The following is an 18,629-nucleotide window of genomic DNA, read 5'->3' on the forward strand; positions in this document are numbered from 1 at the left end:
GCAATAGGTCATACATTTACCTTTATAAAATAGAGTAAAAAAGATTATCTTCCATTCTGTGACTGTTTTTGAATTTTTCTTGAAGTTTTATGCAGGATTAGCGTAAAATATTAAGAGAAAGTGATGAATACATAATGAGTATAAACGAAGGGGTGCAAGCATGTTGAAAATACAGGAAATACGGGAAATCATTAAGTTAATTGATCAATCATCGATAAACGAATTTACTTATGAATCAGATGGCACCACAGTGACCTTAAAGAAATCAGACGAAAGTTCATCTGTTATGCAGGAAGCAGTGGTAAAACAGGCTGAAACACTCCAGAAGCAGCCTAAAAAAGAATCAGTACCGGCAATTGAGGAAAACAAAAAGGAGCCGCCTGAAGAAGTTCAGGAAATAAATAAGCATGATGACAGCAATAATGATGACGATAACAATACCTTTGAAATTGTCTCCCCGATGGTTGGAACCTTTTATGCCGCACCGTCACCGGAAAGCGATCCTTATGTGACTAAAGGAAGCAAAGTGGACAACGCTACCGTAGTGTGCATTGTTGAAGCAATGAAATTGTTTAATGAAATTGAAGCAGAAGTTTCCGGTGAAATTACGGAAGTGCTGGCAGAAGATGGGGAACTGGTTGAATACGGCCAGCCGCTATTCAGAGTAAACAGAAACTAGGGGGACGTTCTTCATGATAAAGAGACTGTTAGTTGCCAACAGAGGAGAAATCGCGGTACGGATCATTCGCGCCTGCAAAGAAATGGACATTGAAACTGTGGCCGTTTATTCTGAAGCAGACAAGGAAGCACTACATGTGCAATTAGCAGATGAAGCGTATTGTATTGGACCGACTGCAAGTAAAGACAGCTATTTAAATTTCACAAACATTATGAGCGCAGCGACTTTAACAGAAGTGGATGCTATACACCCCGGGTATGGATTTTTAGCCGAAAATGCCGACTTTGCGGAAATATGTAAAGCCTGTAATGTTATTTTTATTGGACCAACGGCTGAATCCATTCAAAAAATGGGGATAAAAGATGTTGCAAGGGAAACGATGAAACAGGCAAATGTGCCGATTGTGCCCGGATCAGACGGCATCATTGAAAGTGAAGAAGAAGCAAAAGAAGTTGCAGAAAAGATCGGTTATCCGGTAATTATTAAAGCTACAGCAGGCGGGGGAGGAAAGGGAATCCGCGTCGCCAGAACTGAAGAAGATTTAGTAAAGGGTATCCGTGTAACCCAGAAAGAAGCGGAAACTGCGTTTGGAAATCCGGGTGTTTATCTGGAGAAATTTATTGAAGATTTCCGCCATGTGGAAATACAAGTTCTTGCTGACCATCATGGCAATGTGGTTCATCTTGGAGAAAGGGATTGTACAATTCAGCGCCGGCTGCAAAAGCTGATCGAAGAAACACCTTCACCAGCGATCACAACTGATATAAGAAAAAAAATGGGGGAAGCTTCGGTTAAGGCAGCAAAAGCAGTGGATTATCGGGGAGCAGGTACAATTGAATATATTTTTGACAGAAAAACGAATGACTTCTATTTTATGGAAATGAATACCCGGATTCAGGTAGAACATCCGGTAACGGAAATGGTAACAGGGATTGATTTGATTAAAGAACAAATTAAAATTGCCGGCGGCGAAAAACTTTCATTTTCACAAGATGAGGTACAAATGGAGGGGGCTGCCATTGAATGCAGAATAAATGCAGAAAACCCGTTTAAAAATTTTATGCCTTCAGCCGGCGATATTGAAATGTACCTTCCTCCAGGAGGTTTAGGAGTAAGAATTGATTCGCAAGCTTATACCGGTTACCGTATTCCGCCTTATTATGATTCCATGATTGCCAAATTGATTACGTATGGTGCCACAAGGGAAGAAGCCATTAAAAAAATGAAACGTGCGCTGGATGAATTTATTATTGAGGGTGTCCATACAACCATACCCTTTCACCGTTTAATTATGGAGCATGATGTTTTTGTCGAAGGAGATTTTAATACGAATTTCCTTGAGGATTATCCTATTGCGGAAAAGTGAGCATAACTGGTTTTAACGATTAATAAAGGAGTGAAGATATGAATGAACAACCTTTGTTAAATGTAGATGGTGACACCAGTTTAGGAAAGGTGGAAATTGCACCGGAAGTCATTGAAGTAATTGCAGGCATTGCTGCCGCAGAAGTGGATGGTTTATTTGCCATGCGGGGAAATTTCGCTTCCGGGGTTGCAGAACGCTTTGGCAGGGCAACACATAGTAAAGGTGTTAAAGTGGAATTAACGGAAAATGGCATTTTAATCGATTTATTCGTTATTTTGTACTATGGTGTTACTATCCCAAAAGTAGCCCAGGAACTGCAGTCCAGTATAAGGCAAACAATTAAAAATATGACTGCATTGGAAATCGATGAAATTAATGTCCACGTTGTTGGAATCCAAATGGATAATGTGGATGGAGAAACAGATGATTAAAGACCGCTTCTGCTTATAAAGATAAGGGCTGTCCTTTCCCGGATGGGGATTATTTCGGGGACAGCCCTTTATATCACGACTAATTGTATTGGTATTGCTCCCTTGCCATCACAGGGATTATTGATTGTACCGAATAATTTACAGAAGGATTTTACCGTCAATCATCAGCACCCATTTTCATTGTGGCACTTCCAAATTAATCATGTTATTATCTGTAAGGAGCAGCCCCGCTCTTATTTGCAAAAAGGAGATTTTAATGAATGAACAGACATACAGCTAGAAAAAAAGCATTTCAGATACTTTTCCAATTGGATATCAATGATAATGATCCCGATCAGGCAATACATGATTTCCTGGAAGATGGAGTTTCGGATCCATATTTAACAATGATTGTAAAAGGTGTAGCAGATAATAAAACTAAACTGGATAAGGTCATAGCAGATCATCTGGAAAATTGGTCTATCCAGCGAATTGCTTCTGTCGAAAAAAATATTTTGCGCATTGCCGTTTATGAAATACTATATTCAGATGATATCCCGGTAAATGTCTCCATCAATGAAGCTGTTGAACTCGGTCATATATTTGGTGATGAAAAATCGGGGAAATTTATTAATGGCGTGCTGTCAAAAATAAAAAAATAAGTAAAGGAGAGATTGCGCCTATGCCAGCTGAAATAATTAGCGGGAAAGATTTGGCTGCCGAATTAAAGGGACAAATGAAAGCGGAAGTTTCCAAGTTAAATGATAATGGGATTTCTCCGCAGTTAACTGTCATCCTGGTCGGAAATAACCCAGCCTCCAAGTCCTATGTGAAAGGCAAAAAGAAGGCCTGCAATGAAACCGGTATTGATTCCGAGGTTATAGAGCTGTCCAGTTCTATTACGGAAAACGAACTTCTTCAAAAAATAGAAGCATTAAACCAAAATGATTCTGTCCACGGTATACTTGTACAATTGCCTCTTCCCGAGCACATTCGTGAACAAAAAGTAATTGATGCCATCAGTCCGGATAAAGATGTGGATGGCTTTCATCCAGTTAACATCGGCCGAATGATGACAGGTACTGATACATTTCTTCCATGTACACCATACGGCATCATCACGATGCTGAAATCAAAGAATATCCCATTAAAAGGAAAACACGCTGTTATTATAGGCAGAAGCAATATTGTAGGAAAACCTGTTGGCCAACTATTGCTTAATGAAGATGCAACAGTGACTTATTGCCACTCAAAAACGGAAAATTTAAAGAAATATACACAACAGGCAGATATTTTGATTGCTGCTGCAGGAAAAGCTCATTTCGTTAATGAGGGACATATTAAAGAGGGAGCAGCTGTAATCGATGTGGGAATCAATCGCATGGAAAACGGAAAATTAACAGGCGATGTTGATTTTGAAAAAGTAAAGGAAAAAGCTTCTTACATTACCCCTGTACCTGGAGGCGTTGGACCTATGACTATTGCCATGTTATTAAAAAACACCATTAAATCTGCAAAAGGATTGGATCCCCTTGAAGGATAAATATTTAACTGTCACGGCACTTACGAAATATATAAAAAGAAAAATGGATTCAGATCCACATTTAAGAAACGTCTGGTTAAAAGGAGAAATATCAAATTTTAAACATCATAGCAGGGGCCATATGTATTTAACCATTAAGGATGATCAGTCACGGTTGCAGGCAGTAATGTTTGCAGGCAATAACCGCTCATTGAAATTCAAACCGGAGAATGGAATGAATGTGCTGGTAAGGGGTGAAATAAGTGTATTTGAGTCTTTTGGCCAGTATCAGCTGTATATTCAGCAAATGGAACCGGATGGCATAGGAGCCCTGTCCCTGGCATATGAACAGCTAAAAGAAAAACTACATAAAAAAGGATATTTTGATGCTAAAAATAAAAAGCCAATTCCAATGTACCCTAAACACATCGGGATTATTACTTCTCCCACCGGAGCTGCAGTAAGGGACATCATCACAACGATCAAACGAAGATATCCCATCGTGCAAATGACAGTTATCCCTGTATTGGTACAAGGTCCTACTGCTGCTTATTCCATTAAAAGAGGAATCGAAAGGGCGAACAGCTCAGGTTTATTTGATTTATTGATCGTCGGCCGGGGCGGCGGCTCCATCGAGGAACTTTGGGCATTTAATGAAGAAGTGGTAGCAGAAGCAATATTTTATTCCACTATTCCTGTTATTTCGGCAGTCGGGCATGAAACAGATATTACCATCAGCGATTATGTAGCAGATTTACGTGCTCCGACACCAACAGGAGCTGCAGAGCTTTCTGTACAGTCACAGCAGGAATTAAAAGAAAACCTGGCAAAAATGAAAAAGGCGCTGTTCAGGGAATTGAATAACAAAATTTCTTCCCGCCGACAGCACCTGAGAAGAATAAAACAATCCTATGCATTTCGTTACCCCGAACAGCTGCTGAAGCAGAAGGAACAGGAATTGGATAAATATGTTGATGACATGCAAAAATCGTTACATTATCATATCTTAAATAAAAGCAAAGAAAATGAAAATCTCGCGAACAGGCTAATAAGACAGCACCCAAAAAAACAGGTGGTTCAACTTAAAAAACAATTAAATGAACTGACCCACAGACAAAATACGTATGTGAACCAGGCAATTGAGAGAAAAAAACGGTATTTATTGAACAATATAGATAAATTAACACTGCTTAATCCCCTGGAGGTTATGAAACGCGGATTCGCCATACCGTACGCTGCTGAAGGGCAAATAATTAAATCCGCAGGGGAAGTTAAAAAGCTGGATTCCATCACCGTTCATTTATCTGATGGAAGATTAAATTGTAGTGTACTGGATGTGGAGGAGAATAGATCATGAAAACAGATGAAATTTCTTTTGAAGAAGCAATGGAAAAACTGGAAGAGATCGTGTCAAAACTCGAAGAAGGTGAAATACCGCTGGAAAAAGCAATTAATTATTATCAGGAAGGCATGCAGCTATCCAAAATTTGCAATGATAAACTGGAAAATGCCCAGGAAAAAATGACACAAATAATGAGTGAAGAAGGCAAAATTGATGTTTTTCACACACAGGAGGAAGAATGATTTGCAAGTAAACCTGAATGAATATATTGACAAATATAAAGAGATTGTTCATCAAGAGCTGATCCGGCATTTAAAACAGCTGGATATTCCAGAAAGCCTAAAATCTTCCATGTTATATTCTGTTGAAGCCGGCGGCAAAAGGCTGCGCCCGATTCTTTTAATTGCTAGCTATGAAAATTATGGCAGCAATATTAAAAAGGCAATGGCCCCAGCCATTGCTCTTGAATTAGTTCATACATATTCACTCATTCATGACGATTTACCGGCAATGGATAATGATGATTTTCGGAGGGGAAAACCTACAAACCACAAAATATTTGATGAAGCAACTGCTATTTTGGCCGGTGATGCATTATTGACCTACAGCTTTGAAATTATTGCAGATGACCAGCATCTGGAGGATTTTGAAAAAGTGGAGTTAATGAAAATGCTGTCCAAAGCAGCAGGTCCCGGCGGTATGGTAGCTGGACAGATTATGGATATGGAAGCGGAAAATAAACCAATTAATCTTCAGCAGCTTGAAACGATACATGAACTTAAAACCGGGGAGCTTTTAACATTTTCCGTATATGCAGGGGCTTTTCTCGGCCGGGCTTCAGATGAAGAAATCCGCTGTTTAAAAGAATTTGCATATTATTTGGGTCTGATTTTTCAGGTGCAGGATGACATTCTGGATGTAACAGGAGACCCGGAGAAACTTGGTAAATCTACAGGCAGTGATGAAGACAACAAAAAAAGTACTTATCCCAATCTACTGGGTCTGGATGGAGCGAAAAAACACAAAGAAATGTATGTACAAAAAGCAAAGAAAGCTTTGACAAAAGCAAAGGCGGAAAACTCGTATCTTATGGCTTTAACTGAACATTTCAGCCAAAGGGACCACTAATTCCCAGGGTGCTGAAACCGAAAGGACTTCGCCATTTAATTGAAAGCATTCTTGATTTATAGTTCCCTGTACACTGATGAATTTATAGAAATTTACAGTCAAACATGATATAATTAATACAAATGGGAATGGTGCAGTATTCTAGTCAGTCTACCGTTTCTGAAGGCGGGCCTAAAAATCCGCCAAAGGGCACATCGATGAAGTTTCTTGTGTTGGCTTGAGGCGCCCAGCCTTGGGTTGATGCTGGAAGTTAAGGTTTTCGGGCGATCCACAAAGGCATGTGGGCGTTGACCCGATTACCGTGGAGGCCCATCTCTGTAATGGCTGCTAAGCCTAGGAGCCGTTATGGAATGGGGTATGAACCTGCATGAAGTGTATGGGATACATGGCGTGCAGCGTAGCCTGCCTTGAGTGGTGAATGAGGGGATTAGAGTTTTAGAATAATAAAACGGGTGGCCACCGGATTATTATTTTTACCTCTATGAAATCATCACTGCAAAAGAGGCTAGGAAGCGGTTAAAGACTGTTGAGGAAATCTCCTAGACTGTTCACTGACATTTAAAAGGGATTATAGTGCGGACTAAGTGGTAATCCAGTCCGGCTCTTGGCAACAAAGCCGAGATGAATTTAAAGGGGAACCGCCTTGCATGGCAACATGGGGTATTCATCTGGGAAAACCTACTGGACCTAAGCCGCAGTCTTAACCTTTTAAATGACCATTCCTTATACATAGTATTTGTAAGGAAGCATGAAATTATTAATGAAAATTGAGGTATAAAATGAAATCGCAAATAAGACGCTCTATGAGGTTTAGTATTGTAATTGCCGTTATCACTTTTGTGTTAGCGGCTATTTTTTCAATTATATCATCCTCTCTCTTAAGTGGAGTTATATGGACGATTGGTTTAATCATTGTACTCGTCATTGTATTAATTGGCGTTGTATTTGATATGCTCGGCATAGCTTCTACTGCTGCGCAAGAAGCACCATTTCATGCCATGGCAGCCGAAAAGGTAACAGGAGCAAAAGAAGCTGTAGCCATCATCAGGAATGCAGACAAATTTGCCAGCTTCTGCAATGATGTAATAGGTGATATATCGGGAATTGTCAGTGGTACGGCTACCGCGATTGTGGTACTTCAAATAGCTGCTATATCAGGACATGGAGAAGGTTCACCCTATCAGATATTTTTATCTGTTTTATTGACAAGCCTCGTTGCTGCTCTCACCGTTGGAGGAAAAGCAGTTGGCAAGTATTTTGCAATTAACGCTTCCACCAAGATTATATTTTTTGCGGGAAAAGTCATTGCCATCATTCAAAACAAATTTAAAATAAAAGTGCTGCCGGCAAGTAAAAATCAGTAAAGGATATTTGATATGGGAAAAAAGCGTTTGGATGTATTATTAGTGGAAAGAAATTTGATTGAGACCAGGGAAAAAGCAAAGCGTGTCATTATGGCCGGACTCGTTTTTTCCAATGAAGTCAGACTGGATAAACCCGGAATGAAAGTCGATGAGAAAGCTCCTTTAAAAATCAAGGAAAAATTACGCTATGTAGGACGCGGCGGATTGAAATTAGAGAAAGCCTTACAGCACTTCCACATTTCTTTACAAGATAAAATAATGGTGGATGTAGGTTCATCTACTGGCGGCTTTACCGATTGCGCCCTGCAAAATGGCGTTAAACTCAGTTATGCCGTCGATGTCGGCTATAATCAGCTTGACTGGAAACTGAGAAGCGATCCAAGGGTAATTGCCATGGAAAGAACTAATTTCAGGTATGTAAGCGTGGAAAACTTTCAGAAGGGAACCCCGAATTTTGCTGCCATCGATGTTTCATTTATTTCCTTAAAACTTATCTTACCGGTATTAAAAAAAATCATTGCAGAAAATAGTGACATCATTGCCTTAATTAAACCACAGTTTGAAGCCGGCAGGGATCAGGTTGGCAAAAAGGGCATTGTAAGAGAAAAAAAAGTGCACGGGCAGGTAGTAAAAAATATCGTTCATTTTGCAAAAAAAGAGGGTTATGATTTATGCGGAATTACATTTTCACCCATCACAGGGGGAGACGGCAATATTGAATTTCTTGCCCATTTCGGCTGGAAAAAAGAAGTTGATAGTATCAATTTGACGGATGAGGATACAGAAAGACTGGTTAGCCAGGCTCAGGAAAAACTCCATCCTTCCACCTAATATTTAATTAAAGTGAGGTGCAAAATGAGCAAAATCCAGCGTCATATTAAAATAAGGGAACTTATCACAGAAAATGAAATCGAAACACAGGACGACCTTGTAGACCGATTAAAAAGCATGGGCTACAATGTGACACAGGCAACAGTATCACGGGATATTAAAGAACTCCGTCTCGTAAAAGTGCCGGCAACAAGTGGAACATATAAATATAGCCTGCCTGCAGACCAGAAATTTAACCCGTTAAATAAATTAAAGCGTTTAATCATGGATGCATTTGTCAAAATAGACCATGCCAGTCATTTTATTGTTCTGAAAACATTACCGGGAAATGCCCATGCGATTGGGGTTCTCATCGATAATCTGGATTGGGAGGAAATAATGGGTACCATTTGCGGGGATGACACATGCTTAATTATTTGCAGGACACATACAGATGCAGAAACAATTAAGGAACGTTTTATCGAAATGCTATAACATGGTGGTGAGTCCAGGTTGCTTACAGAGTTATCTATAAAAAACTTTGCAATTATTGATAAAATATCCATCACATTTAACGATGGCCTGACTGTGCTAACCGGTGAAACGGGTGCAGGCAAATCCATTATTATTGATGCTGTACAGTTATTGGCGGGAGGCAGAGGATCTGTTGAGTTTGTAAGACATGGAAGTGAGAAAGCCGAAATACAGGGATTATTTACAATAGAGAACGATCAACACCGTGTTTTTGAGATTGGAAAAACCTATGGGATAGAAATATCAGATCAGCAGGTTATCCTGCAGAGAGTAATTACAGCAGGCGGAAAGAGTATATGCAGAATTAATGGTAAGCTGGTTACTCTGGCCATCTTAAGGGAATTTGGAAGAACGCTGATTGATATCCATAGCCAGCATGAGACACAGTCACTAATGAACCCGGAAAATCATATCGATTTATTGGACCTATACGATCCTGATAGCATAAGAAAGGAAAAAGAGACATATCTTGATTTGTTTGAAAGTCTGCAATCATTAAAAAAACGCTTTAAGAAATTAAATGAAAATGAACAGGAGAATGCGCATCGTCTTGATCTGCTCGAATTTCAAAAACAAGAGCTTGAAGATGCCGAATTAATACCTGATGAGGACGTCGAACTGGAACAGAAAAGAAACAAGCTTGCGAATTTTGAAAGGATATACAATTCGATACAAGATGCTTATAACGCATTATATGGTGAACAAAAAGGGCTGGAATGGGTAAATAAAGCCCAAACTTCTTTACTCGATAACAGCAAATATGATCCATTTATTGCTGAAAAAGGGGAAGAAATAGCAGATCATTATTTTGCCCTCGAAGAATTATCCTTTGAATTGGGAAGCTACATGAATGAGCAGCAATATGATCCGGATCAATTAAATGAAATAGAAGCCCGTCTTGATGAGCTAGACAGACTTAAGAAAAAATACGGTTCAACTGTAAACGAAATGATCAAATATGCTGCCAAAATAGAAGAAGAAATTGATCAGCTTAAAAATAAAGAATACCATCTTGCAAATTTACAGGAAGAAATAATTGAAAAAGAAAAAGACGCATATTTGGAAGCAAAGCAATTGCATGACAGCAGGAAAAATGCAGCAAAAGCACTTACTGCAGAGATGTATAAAGAATTTAAAGATTTGTATTTGGAAAAAGCTTCATTTAAAATCGAATTCAACTCAGATACTGAGACTAAAGGAGAGCCGAAACTGCATCAAAATGGTTTTGACCATGTACACTTTTTAATTTCTACCAACCCGGGAGAACCATTAAAGCTATTGCATAAAATTGCTTCCGGGGGAGAGCTCTCAAGAATCATGCTTGCCTTAAAAAGAATCTTTGCCAGACATCAGGGTATTACCAGTGTTATTTTTGATGAAGTCGACACAGGAGTAAGCGGCAGAGTAGCTCAAGCTATCGCAGAAAAGATTTATCAGATTTCTGCCGGATCACAAGTATTGTGCATTACACATTTGCCACAGGTTGCTTCCATGGCAGACACACATAAATTAATTGAAAAAAGTGTAATTAATAACCGAACAACGACAATTATTTCCCAACTAATTCCGAATGAACAAATTGATGAATTGAGCAGAATGATTACAGGTACGGAATTGACAGAAACGGCAAAAGAGCATGCCAGGGAAATGCTTGATCTGGCTGAAAAATTTAAGAATAAACTGATTAAAAAAGCCGGAAACTAATACAGCCGGCTTTTTTATTATTTCTCCACGGGAAAAATTTTATCCTCACTTTCAAATAAATGACATGGAATTGAATCCTTCCGTGCATCGTTACTGAATTATGCATGGATGCCTCTATTTCAAATAGGAAATTATACACAGCATTCTTATGTTTCACCAGTTTAAAACAGAGGGAGAAAGGTCAAATTAGAAATACAGATAAAAACATGGTATGGGTTTGGAATAAGGAGGGTGAAGTAATTGAAATGGATAAACACGGATCAAATAAGAAAGATAATTGGTGCGCTTCTCCTTATATTTGTATTGACAATTCCTTTTTCCGCCCCAATTCAACAATATCTTTCCATCCCAGATGAAATTGTTACCTTTAACGATCAGACTCCAATACAACTTCCGGAACTGGGTGAAAATGTATCGATCAGCACTTCAGAAGAAAGTGTTCAAGCGATTGACTCCTCCAATTTTTATGCAGAGGAAGCCGGGAACAGTGAGTTGACATATGAGGTTGCCGGCTTTCCGATAAAAAAGGTTAATCTTTCCGTTTTAGATGATATTAACGTCATTCCTGGAGGCCAATCAATCGGCGTTCAGCTTCACACTCAAGGAGTACTTGTTGTCGGCCATCACCTGGTAAAAGTGGATGATACAGCTTTATCACCGGGGGAAGAAGCAGACATTCAAGTGGGAGACATTATTTTGAATATAAACGGTGATCCCATAGAAGAAATGAAAGATGTAAAACCATTTGTTGAATCAGCCGGAGAAGATGGCGATTCGCTAACCGTAAAAATAAAAAGAGGCAAGCAAACAATGGAAACGGAGTTAAAGCCACAATTAGATACAGATGATAAGGAGTACAAAATTGGCTTGTATATCCGTGATGCGGCCGCAGGGATTGGAACCATGACATTTTATGATCCCGATTCGCAAAAATATGGTGCACTCGGACATGTGATATCTGACATGGATACGCAAAAGCCAATTGAAATTCATAACGGTACTATTGTTAGGTCATCTGTCAATTCAATTGAAAAGGGCAATAATGGAATACCAGGTGAAAAACAGGCAAGATTTTCCAGTGATAGTGATCAATTAGGCTCAATAACCAAAAATAGTCCGTTCGGCATTTTCGGCAAGCTGGATGAAACGATAAAAAATGGTTCCTATGATGAACCAATGCCTGTAGCATTATCCCATGAGGTAGAAGAAGGACCTGCAGAAATTCTGACAGTAGTTGAAGGTGAAAAAGTGGAAGCGTTCGATATTGAAATTGTAAGCTCTGTTCCTCAGAAATTTCCGGCTACCAAAGGAATGGTGGTTCAAATTACTGATCCTGAATTACTAAAGCATACAGGCGGGATCGTTCAGGGAATGAGCGGCAGCCCAATTATACAAAATGGAAAGATTGTTGGTGCAGTGACACATGTATTTGTAAATGACCCCACTTCAGGATACGGCGTTCATATAGAATGGATGCTCAATGATGCAGGAATCAGTGTTAGAAAAAAATCAGAAGAAAAAGCTGGTTAAAAAGACTTGTGGATGAATTCATCCACAAGTTTTTTTAATCAAAAAGCAAAGAAATTTATTATATTTTTCTTCTTTATAGATATTTCAGATAAATTTATGGTATAATAAAATAAATATTTTTCGACAAGACTTGTCGATATTAATCAAATTATATCGCAAACAGCAGAAAATCGAAGTAAACTAAAGAAATTCTAAAAAAATCCAAAGTTTTTTCGAAATAAAAAAGGATATTTATAATATATGTAGAATAAGTAAGTAAGTGAAGGCGAATGAATTACATAAAGGGAGGAAATTTGCAGTGGATAAAATTTCAGTGGTATTAGTGGATGATAACAAAGAGCTTGTGCAATTAATGGAGGACTACTTTGATGAACAGGAGGATATTGAAGTCATTGGAACGGCTTACAACGGAAAAGATTGTTTAAGTTTACTGGAAGAAACTAAGCCGGATGTGCTTCTGCTTGATATCATTATGCCGCATGTAGATGGTCTTAATGTATTAAATTCAATTAAAGATGACCCTGATAAACCTCATGTTATTATGCTTACAGCATTTGGACAGGAAGAAGTAATGAAAAAAGCCGTCGATTACGGGGCGTCCTATTTTATATTAAAACCATTTGATCTGGATAATTTGTCTGATCAAATCAGGCAGGTACAGGGAAACAGTGCCTCGCTGCCTTCAAGCTCCAGAAAAGGAATTAAGAGGGAAAAGAAAAAGCAGGATCTGGAAGCAAGTATAACGAATATTATTCATGAGATTGGTGTACCAGCTCATATCAAAGGATACATGTATTTACGGGAAGCAATTACAATGGTATATAATGATATTGAATTGCTTGGTTCCATTACAAAAGTACTTTACCCTGATATCGCGAAAAAATATAATACAACTTCCTCACGGGTTGAACGGGCAATTCGCCATGCGATAGAAGTAGCATGGAGCAGGGGAAATATTGATTCCATTTCAGCCTTGTTTGGCTATACTATAAGCATTACCAAAGCAAAACCGACCAATTCGGAGTTTATCGCCATGGTCGCTGATCGTCTGCGTCTGGAGCACAGGGCAAGTTAAGGTCAAAAAATATGCTGATGCATGGATAGGACAATGCCAATTTACACACAAAAGGTAAAATGGCTTGCCCTGTTTCAGGGGAAATAATGAAAATTCGTTTAATAAAAACACCGATGGGATTATCTATCCCATCGGTATTTTTATTATTTTTATACAGTTGCTTTTTCTTTTGATTCGACTTCTTCGAAATAAGCATTATATAAAGATCTTACTGCTTTATCCAGATTTTCCGATTTAATGCCAAACATCATGGAAACTTCCGAAGAACCCTGGTTGATCATTTCAATATTTACATTGGCATTGGAAATAGCTGCAGTTGCTTTACTCGCAATACCAATTGTGCTCACTAAACCTTCACCAACGACCATAACAATCGCAAGGCCGCGCTCCATCTTGATTGTGTCAGGATCAAGTTCTTCCTCTATTCGTTTCAGAATATAAGCTTCTTTTTCCTTCGATAATTTACTGTCCCGTATAATAATCGTCATATCATCAATACCAGATGGGGCATGTTCAAAGGATACGCCGGCATCTTCAAGAATTCCAAATAGTTTTCTGCCAAAACCAACTTCCTGATTCATTAAGTACTTGCTGATGTACAAGCTTGAAAATCCGGTATCACTGGCAATTCCGGCAACACATTTCTGGTTTTGTTTTTTCTCCGCAATGATCATTGTGCCCGGAAGTTCAGGTTTATTGGTATTTTTTATACAAACAGGAATTTTTTTATCAAATGCAGGCCTTAAAGCTTCATCGTGAAAAACAGAAAAACCGGCATAGGACAGTTCCCGCATTTCTTTATAGGTTAATGTATTAATTTTCTTAGGGTTTTTAACAATTTTTGGGTTAACTGCATATACAGAATCCACGTCTGTAAAATTTTCATACAGGGATGCTTTTACACCTGCAGCTATAATTGAACCGCTTATATCTGAACCACCTCTGGAAAAGGTGACAAGCTGACCATCTTCTGTATATCCGAAAAACCCGGGAATCACCAATATGCCGTCCAAATTACGTAATTGATGTATTTTTTCATAGCTTTCCGGCAGGATTTTAGAATTGCCGTTTTTATAGCTGACAATAATTCCGGCATCTTTCGGATTTACATATGATGCTTTAATGCCGATTGTTTTCAAGTATTCGCTCAATATTTTTGCTGAGCTGTCTTCACCGATTGCTTTCAAAGCATTTAGTTTTCTTGTGTTGGAAGAGGGCATTTGAAGAACTTGTTTGATTTTGTCATTGATCTCTCCCAACAGAGACTCGGGAAGATTCAGCTCCTCCACGATTTCTCTGAATCGTTCCATAACAATTTCTTCACAGTTTTCAAAAGGTTCATTGTTAAGGTAACAATTCCCAAGCTGAATTAACATGTCTGTTACTTTAAAATCCTCTTCAGATCTTTTTCCGGGTGCTGATACTACAATAAACTTCCTTTCAGGGTCACTTGTAACAATATTTGCTACTTTTTTAATCTGTGCTGCATTTGCTACAGAAGTTCCCCCGAATTTTGAAACCTTCATGTTTCTATCATACCTCCATGTTTTTAATCTATTTTACATAATAACATATCTGAACAGGATTGAAAGTGTTTATTAAAAGAAGCTGGAGTGAATAATGGCTGCATAACAGAACCGCTGTCCACTCATGAAAATTAAATAATTAATTTTCCTTGTTTTGATTTTCCTGTTTCCTTACCCTTTGCCGCTTTCGATCCCGATGCACGATAAAACCGCCTATAAAAGCGATGCCGCCTATAAATAAAATTAACCCGATAATAAATTGAATGCTGGTATGAAAAAATACGGCTGCGAGTTCATTAAATATGGCATCTCTCATCAGTTTAATTCCGTATGCTGCAAGCACACCCGGGATTACAAGCAGAAGCACTGCAATAAATCTGTACATCACACTTCCCCTTAGTTGATAAATAATGAATACCATTAACAGTATAACAAATAATGAATAAAAATAGGAATCAAAGATGTTTGCCAAACATTGCATAGTATTGTATGCTGAAAACATGCAAAACAATGCAGGGCGGGATGTTTATGAAATCTGTACTAATTGTTGGTGCCGGTAAAGGCGGGACAGCTTTACTGAATATATTTTATGCAACTGAAAAGTTAAAAATAGCCGGGGTGGTTGATAAAAACCTTGATGCCCCAGGGATAAAGCTGGCAGAGAAATATAACATTCCAACCTATTCTGATTGGAAAAAACAGCTGAACAAAAAAATAGATATTATTGTAGAAGCAACAGGCGACGACAGCGTGCTTGAAGAATTAATAAGGAAGAGAAGCGGGAAAACCGTCGTAATTCCAGGTACGGTAGCATACATCATTTCTGAATTATTCAATGAAAAAGAGGCCTTATTAAACAGGATTAAATTACAAATGAATAACCAAAATCTGATCCTTGATAATATAAGAGATGGTATGATTGTTGTTGATCATGAGGGTATAGTTCAGTTTGTAAACCACAGCGCAGTAAAAATTATTGGCAGTACGAAGCAAGAGTTTGAAGGAAAATATATTCGAAATGTCATTTCCAATTCAAGGCTGCCGGATGTACTGCGGGATAAAAAGAAAGAAGTAAATCAAAAGCTTGTATTAAAAAACGGCAAGAAAATTATTACAACACGCATCCCGATTATCAATAATGAAGATAGCCTTGTTGGCGCATTTGCTGTGTTTAAGGATATTACTGAAGTAATGAATTTGGCGGAAGAAAATACAGACCTGAATGAAATAAAGACCATGCTGGAAGCAATCATCCAATCGTCCGATGAAGCAATAAGCGTAGTTGATGAAAAAGGCATCGGTTTAATGATCAATCCTGCCTATTTACGTATTACCGGCATGAAAGAGTCCGATATTATTGGAGAGCCGGCAACTGCAGATATTTCCGAAGGGGAGAGCATGCATATGAAGGTGCTGAAAACCCGCCGGCCGGTACGCGGGGCAAGGATGAAGGTCGGTCCAAAAAAGAAGGACGTATATGTTAATGTAGCACCTATTATCGTCGATGGAATCATAAAAGGAAGTGTCGGTGTTTTACATGATGTAACGGAAATTCAGTCACTAACAAGTGAATTAAAGCGGGCTAGACAGATCATCCGGAATCTGGAAGCAAAATACACCTTTGATGACATTATCGGGAATTCACCTGAAATGAAGCTGGCTTTGGAACAGGCAAAGGTAGGAGCAAGAACGCCGGCCACTGTTTTATTGCGCGGTAATTCGGGTACAGGCAAAGAGCTGTTTGCCCATGCGATACATAATGAAAGTGACAGGAAGCATAAGAAATTTATCCGGGTTAATTGTGCAGCCATTTCAGAAAGCATATTGGAAAGTGAACTTTTCGGGTATGAAGAAGGAGCCTTTTCAGGAGCAAAACACGGAGGTAAAAAAGGGTTGTTTGAAGAGGCAAATCATGGAAGCATCTTTCTGGATGAAATAGGGGAACTTTCATTAAACATGCAAGCCAAACTGCTGCGGGTTTTACAGGAAAACGAAATTGTCCGTGTTGGGGGGACCGATCCCATTTCCATAGATGTACGGGTAATAACTGCTACAAATGTTAATTTGGAAAAGGCAATTATGAATAAAACATTTCGTGAAGATCTGTATTACAGATTAACCCGCCTTCCCATCTATATTCCCTCATTACAGGAAAGAATTGAGGATTTACCGGAGCTAACCGAAAATATTATTCTAAAATTAAATCAGGATTATGGCAGAAAAATAAAGCATATTTCAAAAGAAGCACTTATAAAATTAACCAGCTATCATTGGCCGGGTAATATACGGGAGCTGGAAAATGTCATTGGCCGGGCAATGATTTATATGGATATAAATGAGGAAACGATAAAAAAACATCATTTGCCGGAGCTTAATGTTTCCGGTGACGCAATAAACCATTCCGATAAAAAAGAAAATATTTCGATAGAGAAACCACTACAGCAAGCGTTAAATCAATTTGAAAAAGAATATATTTATGAAGCTTATAAACAAAATCAATACAATAAAACTAAAACCGCTAAAATGTTAAATATTTCCTTAAGGAATTTATACTATAAAATGGACAAGTATCAGCTTGAAAGAAAAAGCATGCAGTAAATTGCAAGAAATGCAGATTTTTGCATATATACTTTTCCGTAAATGAAGCGCTTACAAGTGATTTGGGATTGGCATGATTCTTGCAATATAAAATATGGAGGATGTTAGGAGGATAAGATGAAAACATTAGCTGCCATTAAAGAAAAGGTAAAGCAGGAAAGACACCGAGTTGCAGCTGTAGCAAATGCGGCGGAAAAACAAATTTTACAGGCAGTTAAAACGGCCATGGAGGAGGATTTATGCGGTTTTTTACTGTTTGGAAATCAATATGAAATTACAGACTTGGCAAATAAGATTAATTTGGATATAACAAGCCCAAAGATTCGTATTGAGCATACGGAGTCAGTGGAGGAGAGTGCCATAGGTGCAGTAAAAGCCGTACACAGCAATCAGGCAGAAATTTTGATGAAAGGAAATCTGTCTACAAAAGAATTAATGAAACCTGTATTAAATCAGCAATACGGTTTGCGGACAGGAAAAGTCCTGTCACATGTAGCACTTTTTGAAATACCAAATCAACACAAGCTTTATTTTCTCACCGATGCCGCGATGAATATTTCACCAACCATGGAGGAGAAAGCAGCGATCATTAAAAATGCGGTAAAAACAGCTCACAGCATCGGGATAGACGTTCCAAAAGTCGCTGTTATTGCTGCAGTGGAATCGGTAAATACGAAGATGGAAGCCACTGTAGATGCAGCCGCTTTAACGCAAATGCAGAAAAGAGGGCAATTAAGCAGGTGTCTTGTAGATGGGCCGCTGGCTTTTGATATTGCCATCTCAAAGAAAGCGGCTGATCATAAAGGAATTCATTCCGATGTAGCCGGTTCTGCCGACATATTGCTGGTTCCTTCCATTGAAACCGGAAATGCTTTATACAAGTCTTTTGTCTATTTTGCAAGAGCAAAAGTAGCAGGAATAATCAGTGGAGCAAAAGCCCCAATTATTGTAACTTCCAGGGCCGACGCCGCTGAAGATAAATTATACTCATTAACATTGGCGTTAATTTCCGCAAGAAAATATTAGGAGGATGAATATACG

General features: G+C 38.6%; 18 protein-coding genes. 16 read left to right on the forward strand and 2 right to left on the reverse strand.

Annotated elements, in window-relative coordinates; translation table 11 throughout:
• Window positions 1–160: 160 nt before the first annotated feature.
• The 14 genes from accB to spo0A all read left to right on the forward strand — a co-directional run bounded on the left by accB (window position 161) and on the right by spo0A (window position 13,464).
• Window positions 161–679: an acetyl-CoA carboxylase biotin carboxyl carrier protein gene (gene accB, locus GHD25_RS14470; RefSeq protein WP_164218073.1), complete on the forward strand. Its 519-nt coding sequence runs from the start codon at window positions 161–163 to the stop codon at window positions 677–679.
• A 13-nt stretch (window positions 680–692) separates the two neighbouring features.
• Window positions 693–2,045, forward strand: a complete 1,353-nt coding sequence (gene accC, locus GHD25_RS14475; protein ID WP_164218075.1) for an acetyl-CoA carboxylase biotin carboxylase subunit — start codon at window positions 693–695, stop codon at window positions 2,043–2,045.
• Window positions 2,046–2,083: 38 nt separating this feature from the next.
• A complete protein-coding gene (locus GHD25_RS14480; protein WP_164218077.1) occupies window positions 2,084–2,476 on the forward strand; it encodes an Asp23/Gls24 family envelope stress response protein in 393 nt (130 codons plus the stop codon).
• Window positions 2,477–2,736: 260 nt separating this feature from the next.
• Window positions 2,737–3,117: a transcription antitermination factor NusB gene (gene nusB, locus GHD25_RS14485; RefSeq protein WP_164218079.1), complete on the forward strand. Its 381-nt coding sequence runs from the start codon at window positions 2,737–2,739 to the stop codon at window positions 3,115–3,117.
• Window positions 3,118–3,137: 20 nt separating this feature from the next.
• Window positions 3,138–3,998, forward strand: coding sequence for a bifunctional methylenetetrahydrofolate dehydrogenase/methenyltetrahydrofolate cyclohydrolase FolD (gene folD / locus GHD25_RS14490; RefSeq protein ID WP_164218080.1), 861 nt, complete (start codon window positions 3,138–3,140; stop codon window positions 3,996–3,998).
• Window positions 3,988–5,334 (forward strand): exodeoxyribonuclease VII large subunit, encoded by a 1,347-nt coding sequence (gene xseA / locus GHD25_RS14495; protein ID WP_164218082.1) that lies wholly within the window; start codon window positions 3,988–3,990, stop codon window positions 5,332–5,334. Before folD ends, xseA begins: the two co-directional genes overlap by 11 nt.
• Window positions 5,331–5,561, forward strand: a complete 231-nt coding sequence (gene xseB / locus GHD25_RS14500; protein WP_164218084.1) for an exodeoxyribonuclease VII small subunit — start codon at window positions 5,331–5,333, stop codon at window positions 5,559–5,561. The genes xseA and xseB overlap by 4 nt, the downstream gene beginning before the upstream one ends.
• Before the next feature lies 1 nt (window position 5,562).
• Window positions 5,563–6,447 (forward strand): polyprenyl synthetase family protein, encoded by an 885-nt coding sequence (locus tag GHD25_RS14505; RefSeq protein ID WP_164218086.1) that lies wholly within the window; start codon window positions 5,563–5,565, stop codon window positions 6,445–6,447.
• Window positions 6,448–7,226: 779 nt separating this feature from the next.
• Window positions 7,227–7,811, forward strand: a complete 585-nt coding sequence (locus GHD25_RS14510) for a hypothetical protein (RefSeq protein ID WP_164218088.1) — start codon at window positions 7,227–7,229, stop codon at window positions 7,809–7,811.
• Window positions 7,812–7,823: 12 nt separating this feature from the next.
• The gene (locus GHD25_RS14515) at window positions 7,824–8,642 is read left to right on the forward strand and encodes a TlyA family RNA methyltransferase (RefSeq protein WP_164218090.1); all 819 of its coding nucleotides are present in this window, start codon (window positions 7,824–7,826) and stop codon (window positions 8,640–8,642) included.
• 24 nt (window positions 8,643–8,666) lie between these two features.
• Complete coding sequence (ahrC, locus tag GHD25_RS14520; RefSeq protein WP_164218092.1) at window positions 8,667–9,116, forward strand: transcriptional regulator AhrC/ArgR; 450 nt, start codon at window positions 8,667–8,669, stop codon at window positions 9,114–9,116.
• 18 nt (window positions 9,117–9,134) lie between these two features.
• Window positions 9,135–10,859, forward strand: coding sequence for a DNA repair protein RecN (gene recN / locus GHD25_RS14525; RefSeq protein ID WP_164218093.1), 1,725 nt, complete (start codon window positions 9,135–9,137; stop codon window positions 10,857–10,859).
• Window positions 10,860–11,108: 249 nt separating this feature from the next.
• On the forward strand, window positions 11,109–12,389 hold the full coding sequence (gene spoIVB, locus GHD25_RS14530; RefSeq protein ID WP_164218208.1) for a SpoIVB peptidase: 1,281 nt from the start codon (window positions 11,109–11,111) through the stop codon (window positions 12,387–12,389).
• Window positions 12,390–12,687: 298 nt separating this feature from the next.
• A complete protein-coding gene (gene spo0A / locus GHD25_RS14535) occupies window positions 12,688–13,464 on the forward strand; it encodes a sporulation transcription factor Spo0A (protein ID WP_164218095.1) in 777 nt (258 codons plus the stop codon).
• A 149-nt stretch (window positions 13,465–13,613) separates the two neighbouring features.
• Here spo0A and GHD25_RS14540 read toward each other — a convergent pair whose 3' ends face one another.
• Window positions 13,614–14,990: an aspartate kinase gene (locus GHD25_RS14540; RefSeq protein WP_164218098.1), complete on the reverse strand. Its 1,377-nt coding sequence runs from the start codon at window positions 14,988–14,990 to the stop codon at window positions 13,614–13,616.
• A 139-nt stretch (window positions 14,991–15,129) separates the two neighbouring features.
• Window positions 15,130–15,375 (reverse strand): DUF2627 domain-containing protein, encoded by a 246-nt coding sequence (locus tag GHD25_RS14545; RefSeq protein ID WP_164218100.1) that lies wholly within the window; start codon window positions 15,373–15,375, stop codon window positions 15,130–15,132.
• Between the two features lie 143 nt (window positions 15,376–15,518).
• On the opposite strand from GHD25_RS14545, the gene GHD25_RS14550 reads away from it, so the two are divergent.
• A complete protein-coding gene (locus tag GHD25_RS14550) occupies window positions 15,519–17,588 on the forward strand; it encodes a sigma 54-interacting transcriptional regulator (protein ID WP_164218102.1) in 2,070 nt (689 codons plus the stop codon).
• Between the two features lie 117 nt (window positions 17,589–17,705).
• Window positions 17,706–18,614, forward strand: a complete 909-nt coding sequence (gene yqiS / locus GHD25_RS14555) for a phosphate butyryltransferase (RefSeq protein WP_164218104.1) — start codon at window positions 17,706–17,708, stop codon at window positions 18,612–18,614.
• Window positions 18,615–18,629: the final 15 nt, after the last annotated feature.

The sequence above is a fragment of the Virgibacillus aidingensis genome, assembly GCF_010994035.1.
Classification (GTDB): domain Bacteria; phylum Bacillota; class Bacilli; order Bacillales; family Amphibacillaceae; genus Virgibacillus_N.

Bases quoted from the DNA above. Each gene is read 5' to 3' on its own strand.
- GHD25_RS14515 (WP_164218090.1), top strand. From the start codon at position 7,824: ATGGGAAAAAAGCGTTTGGATGTATTATTAGTGGAAAGAAATTTGATT.
- ahrC (WP_164218092.1), top strand. From the start codon at position 8,667: ATGAGCAAAATCCAGCGTCATATTAAAATAAGGGAACTTATCACAGAA.
- folD (WP_164218080.1), top strand. From the start codon at position 3,138: ATGCCAGCTGAAATAATTAGCGGGAAAGATTTGGCTGCCGAATTAAAG.
- xseB (WP_164218084.1), top strand. From the start codon at position 5,331: ATGAAAACAGATGAAATTTCTTTTGAAGAAGCAATGGAAAAACTGGAA.
- nusB (WP_164218079.1), top strand. From the start codon at position 2,737: ATGAACAGACATACAGCTAGAAAAAAAGCATTTCAGATACTTTTCCAA.
- GHD25_RS14550 (WP_164218102.1), top strand. From the start codon at position 15,519: ATGAAATCTGTACTAATTGTTGGTGCCGGTAAAGGCGGGACAGCTTTA.
- GHD25_RS14480 (WP_164218077.1), top strand. From the start codon at position 2,084: ATGAATGAACAACCTTTGTTAAATGTAGATGGTGACACCAGTTTAGGA.
- yqiS (WP_164218104.1), top strand. From the start codon at position 17,706: ATGAAAACATTAGCTGCCATTAAAGAAAAGGTAAAGCAGGAAAGACAC.
- GHD25_RS14510 (WP_164218088.1), top strand. From the start codon at position 7,227: ATGAAATCGCAAATAAGACGCTCTATGAGGTTTAGTATTGTAATTGCC.
- GHD25_RS14540 (WP_164218098.1), bottom strand. From the start codon at position 14,990: ATGAAGGTTTCAAAATTCGGGGGAACTTCTGTAGCAAATGCAGCACAG.
- accB (WP_164218073.1), top strand. From the start codon at position 161: ATGTTGAAAATACAGGAAATACGGGAAATCATTAAGTTAATTGATCAA.
- accC (WP_164218075.1), top strand. From the start codon at position 693: ATGATAAAGAGACTGTTAGTTGCCAACAGAGGAGAAATCGCGGTACGG.
- GHD25_RS14545 (WP_164218100.1), bottom strand. From the start codon at position 15,375: ATGTACAGATTTATTGCAGTGCTTCTGCTTGTAATCCCGGGTGTGCTT.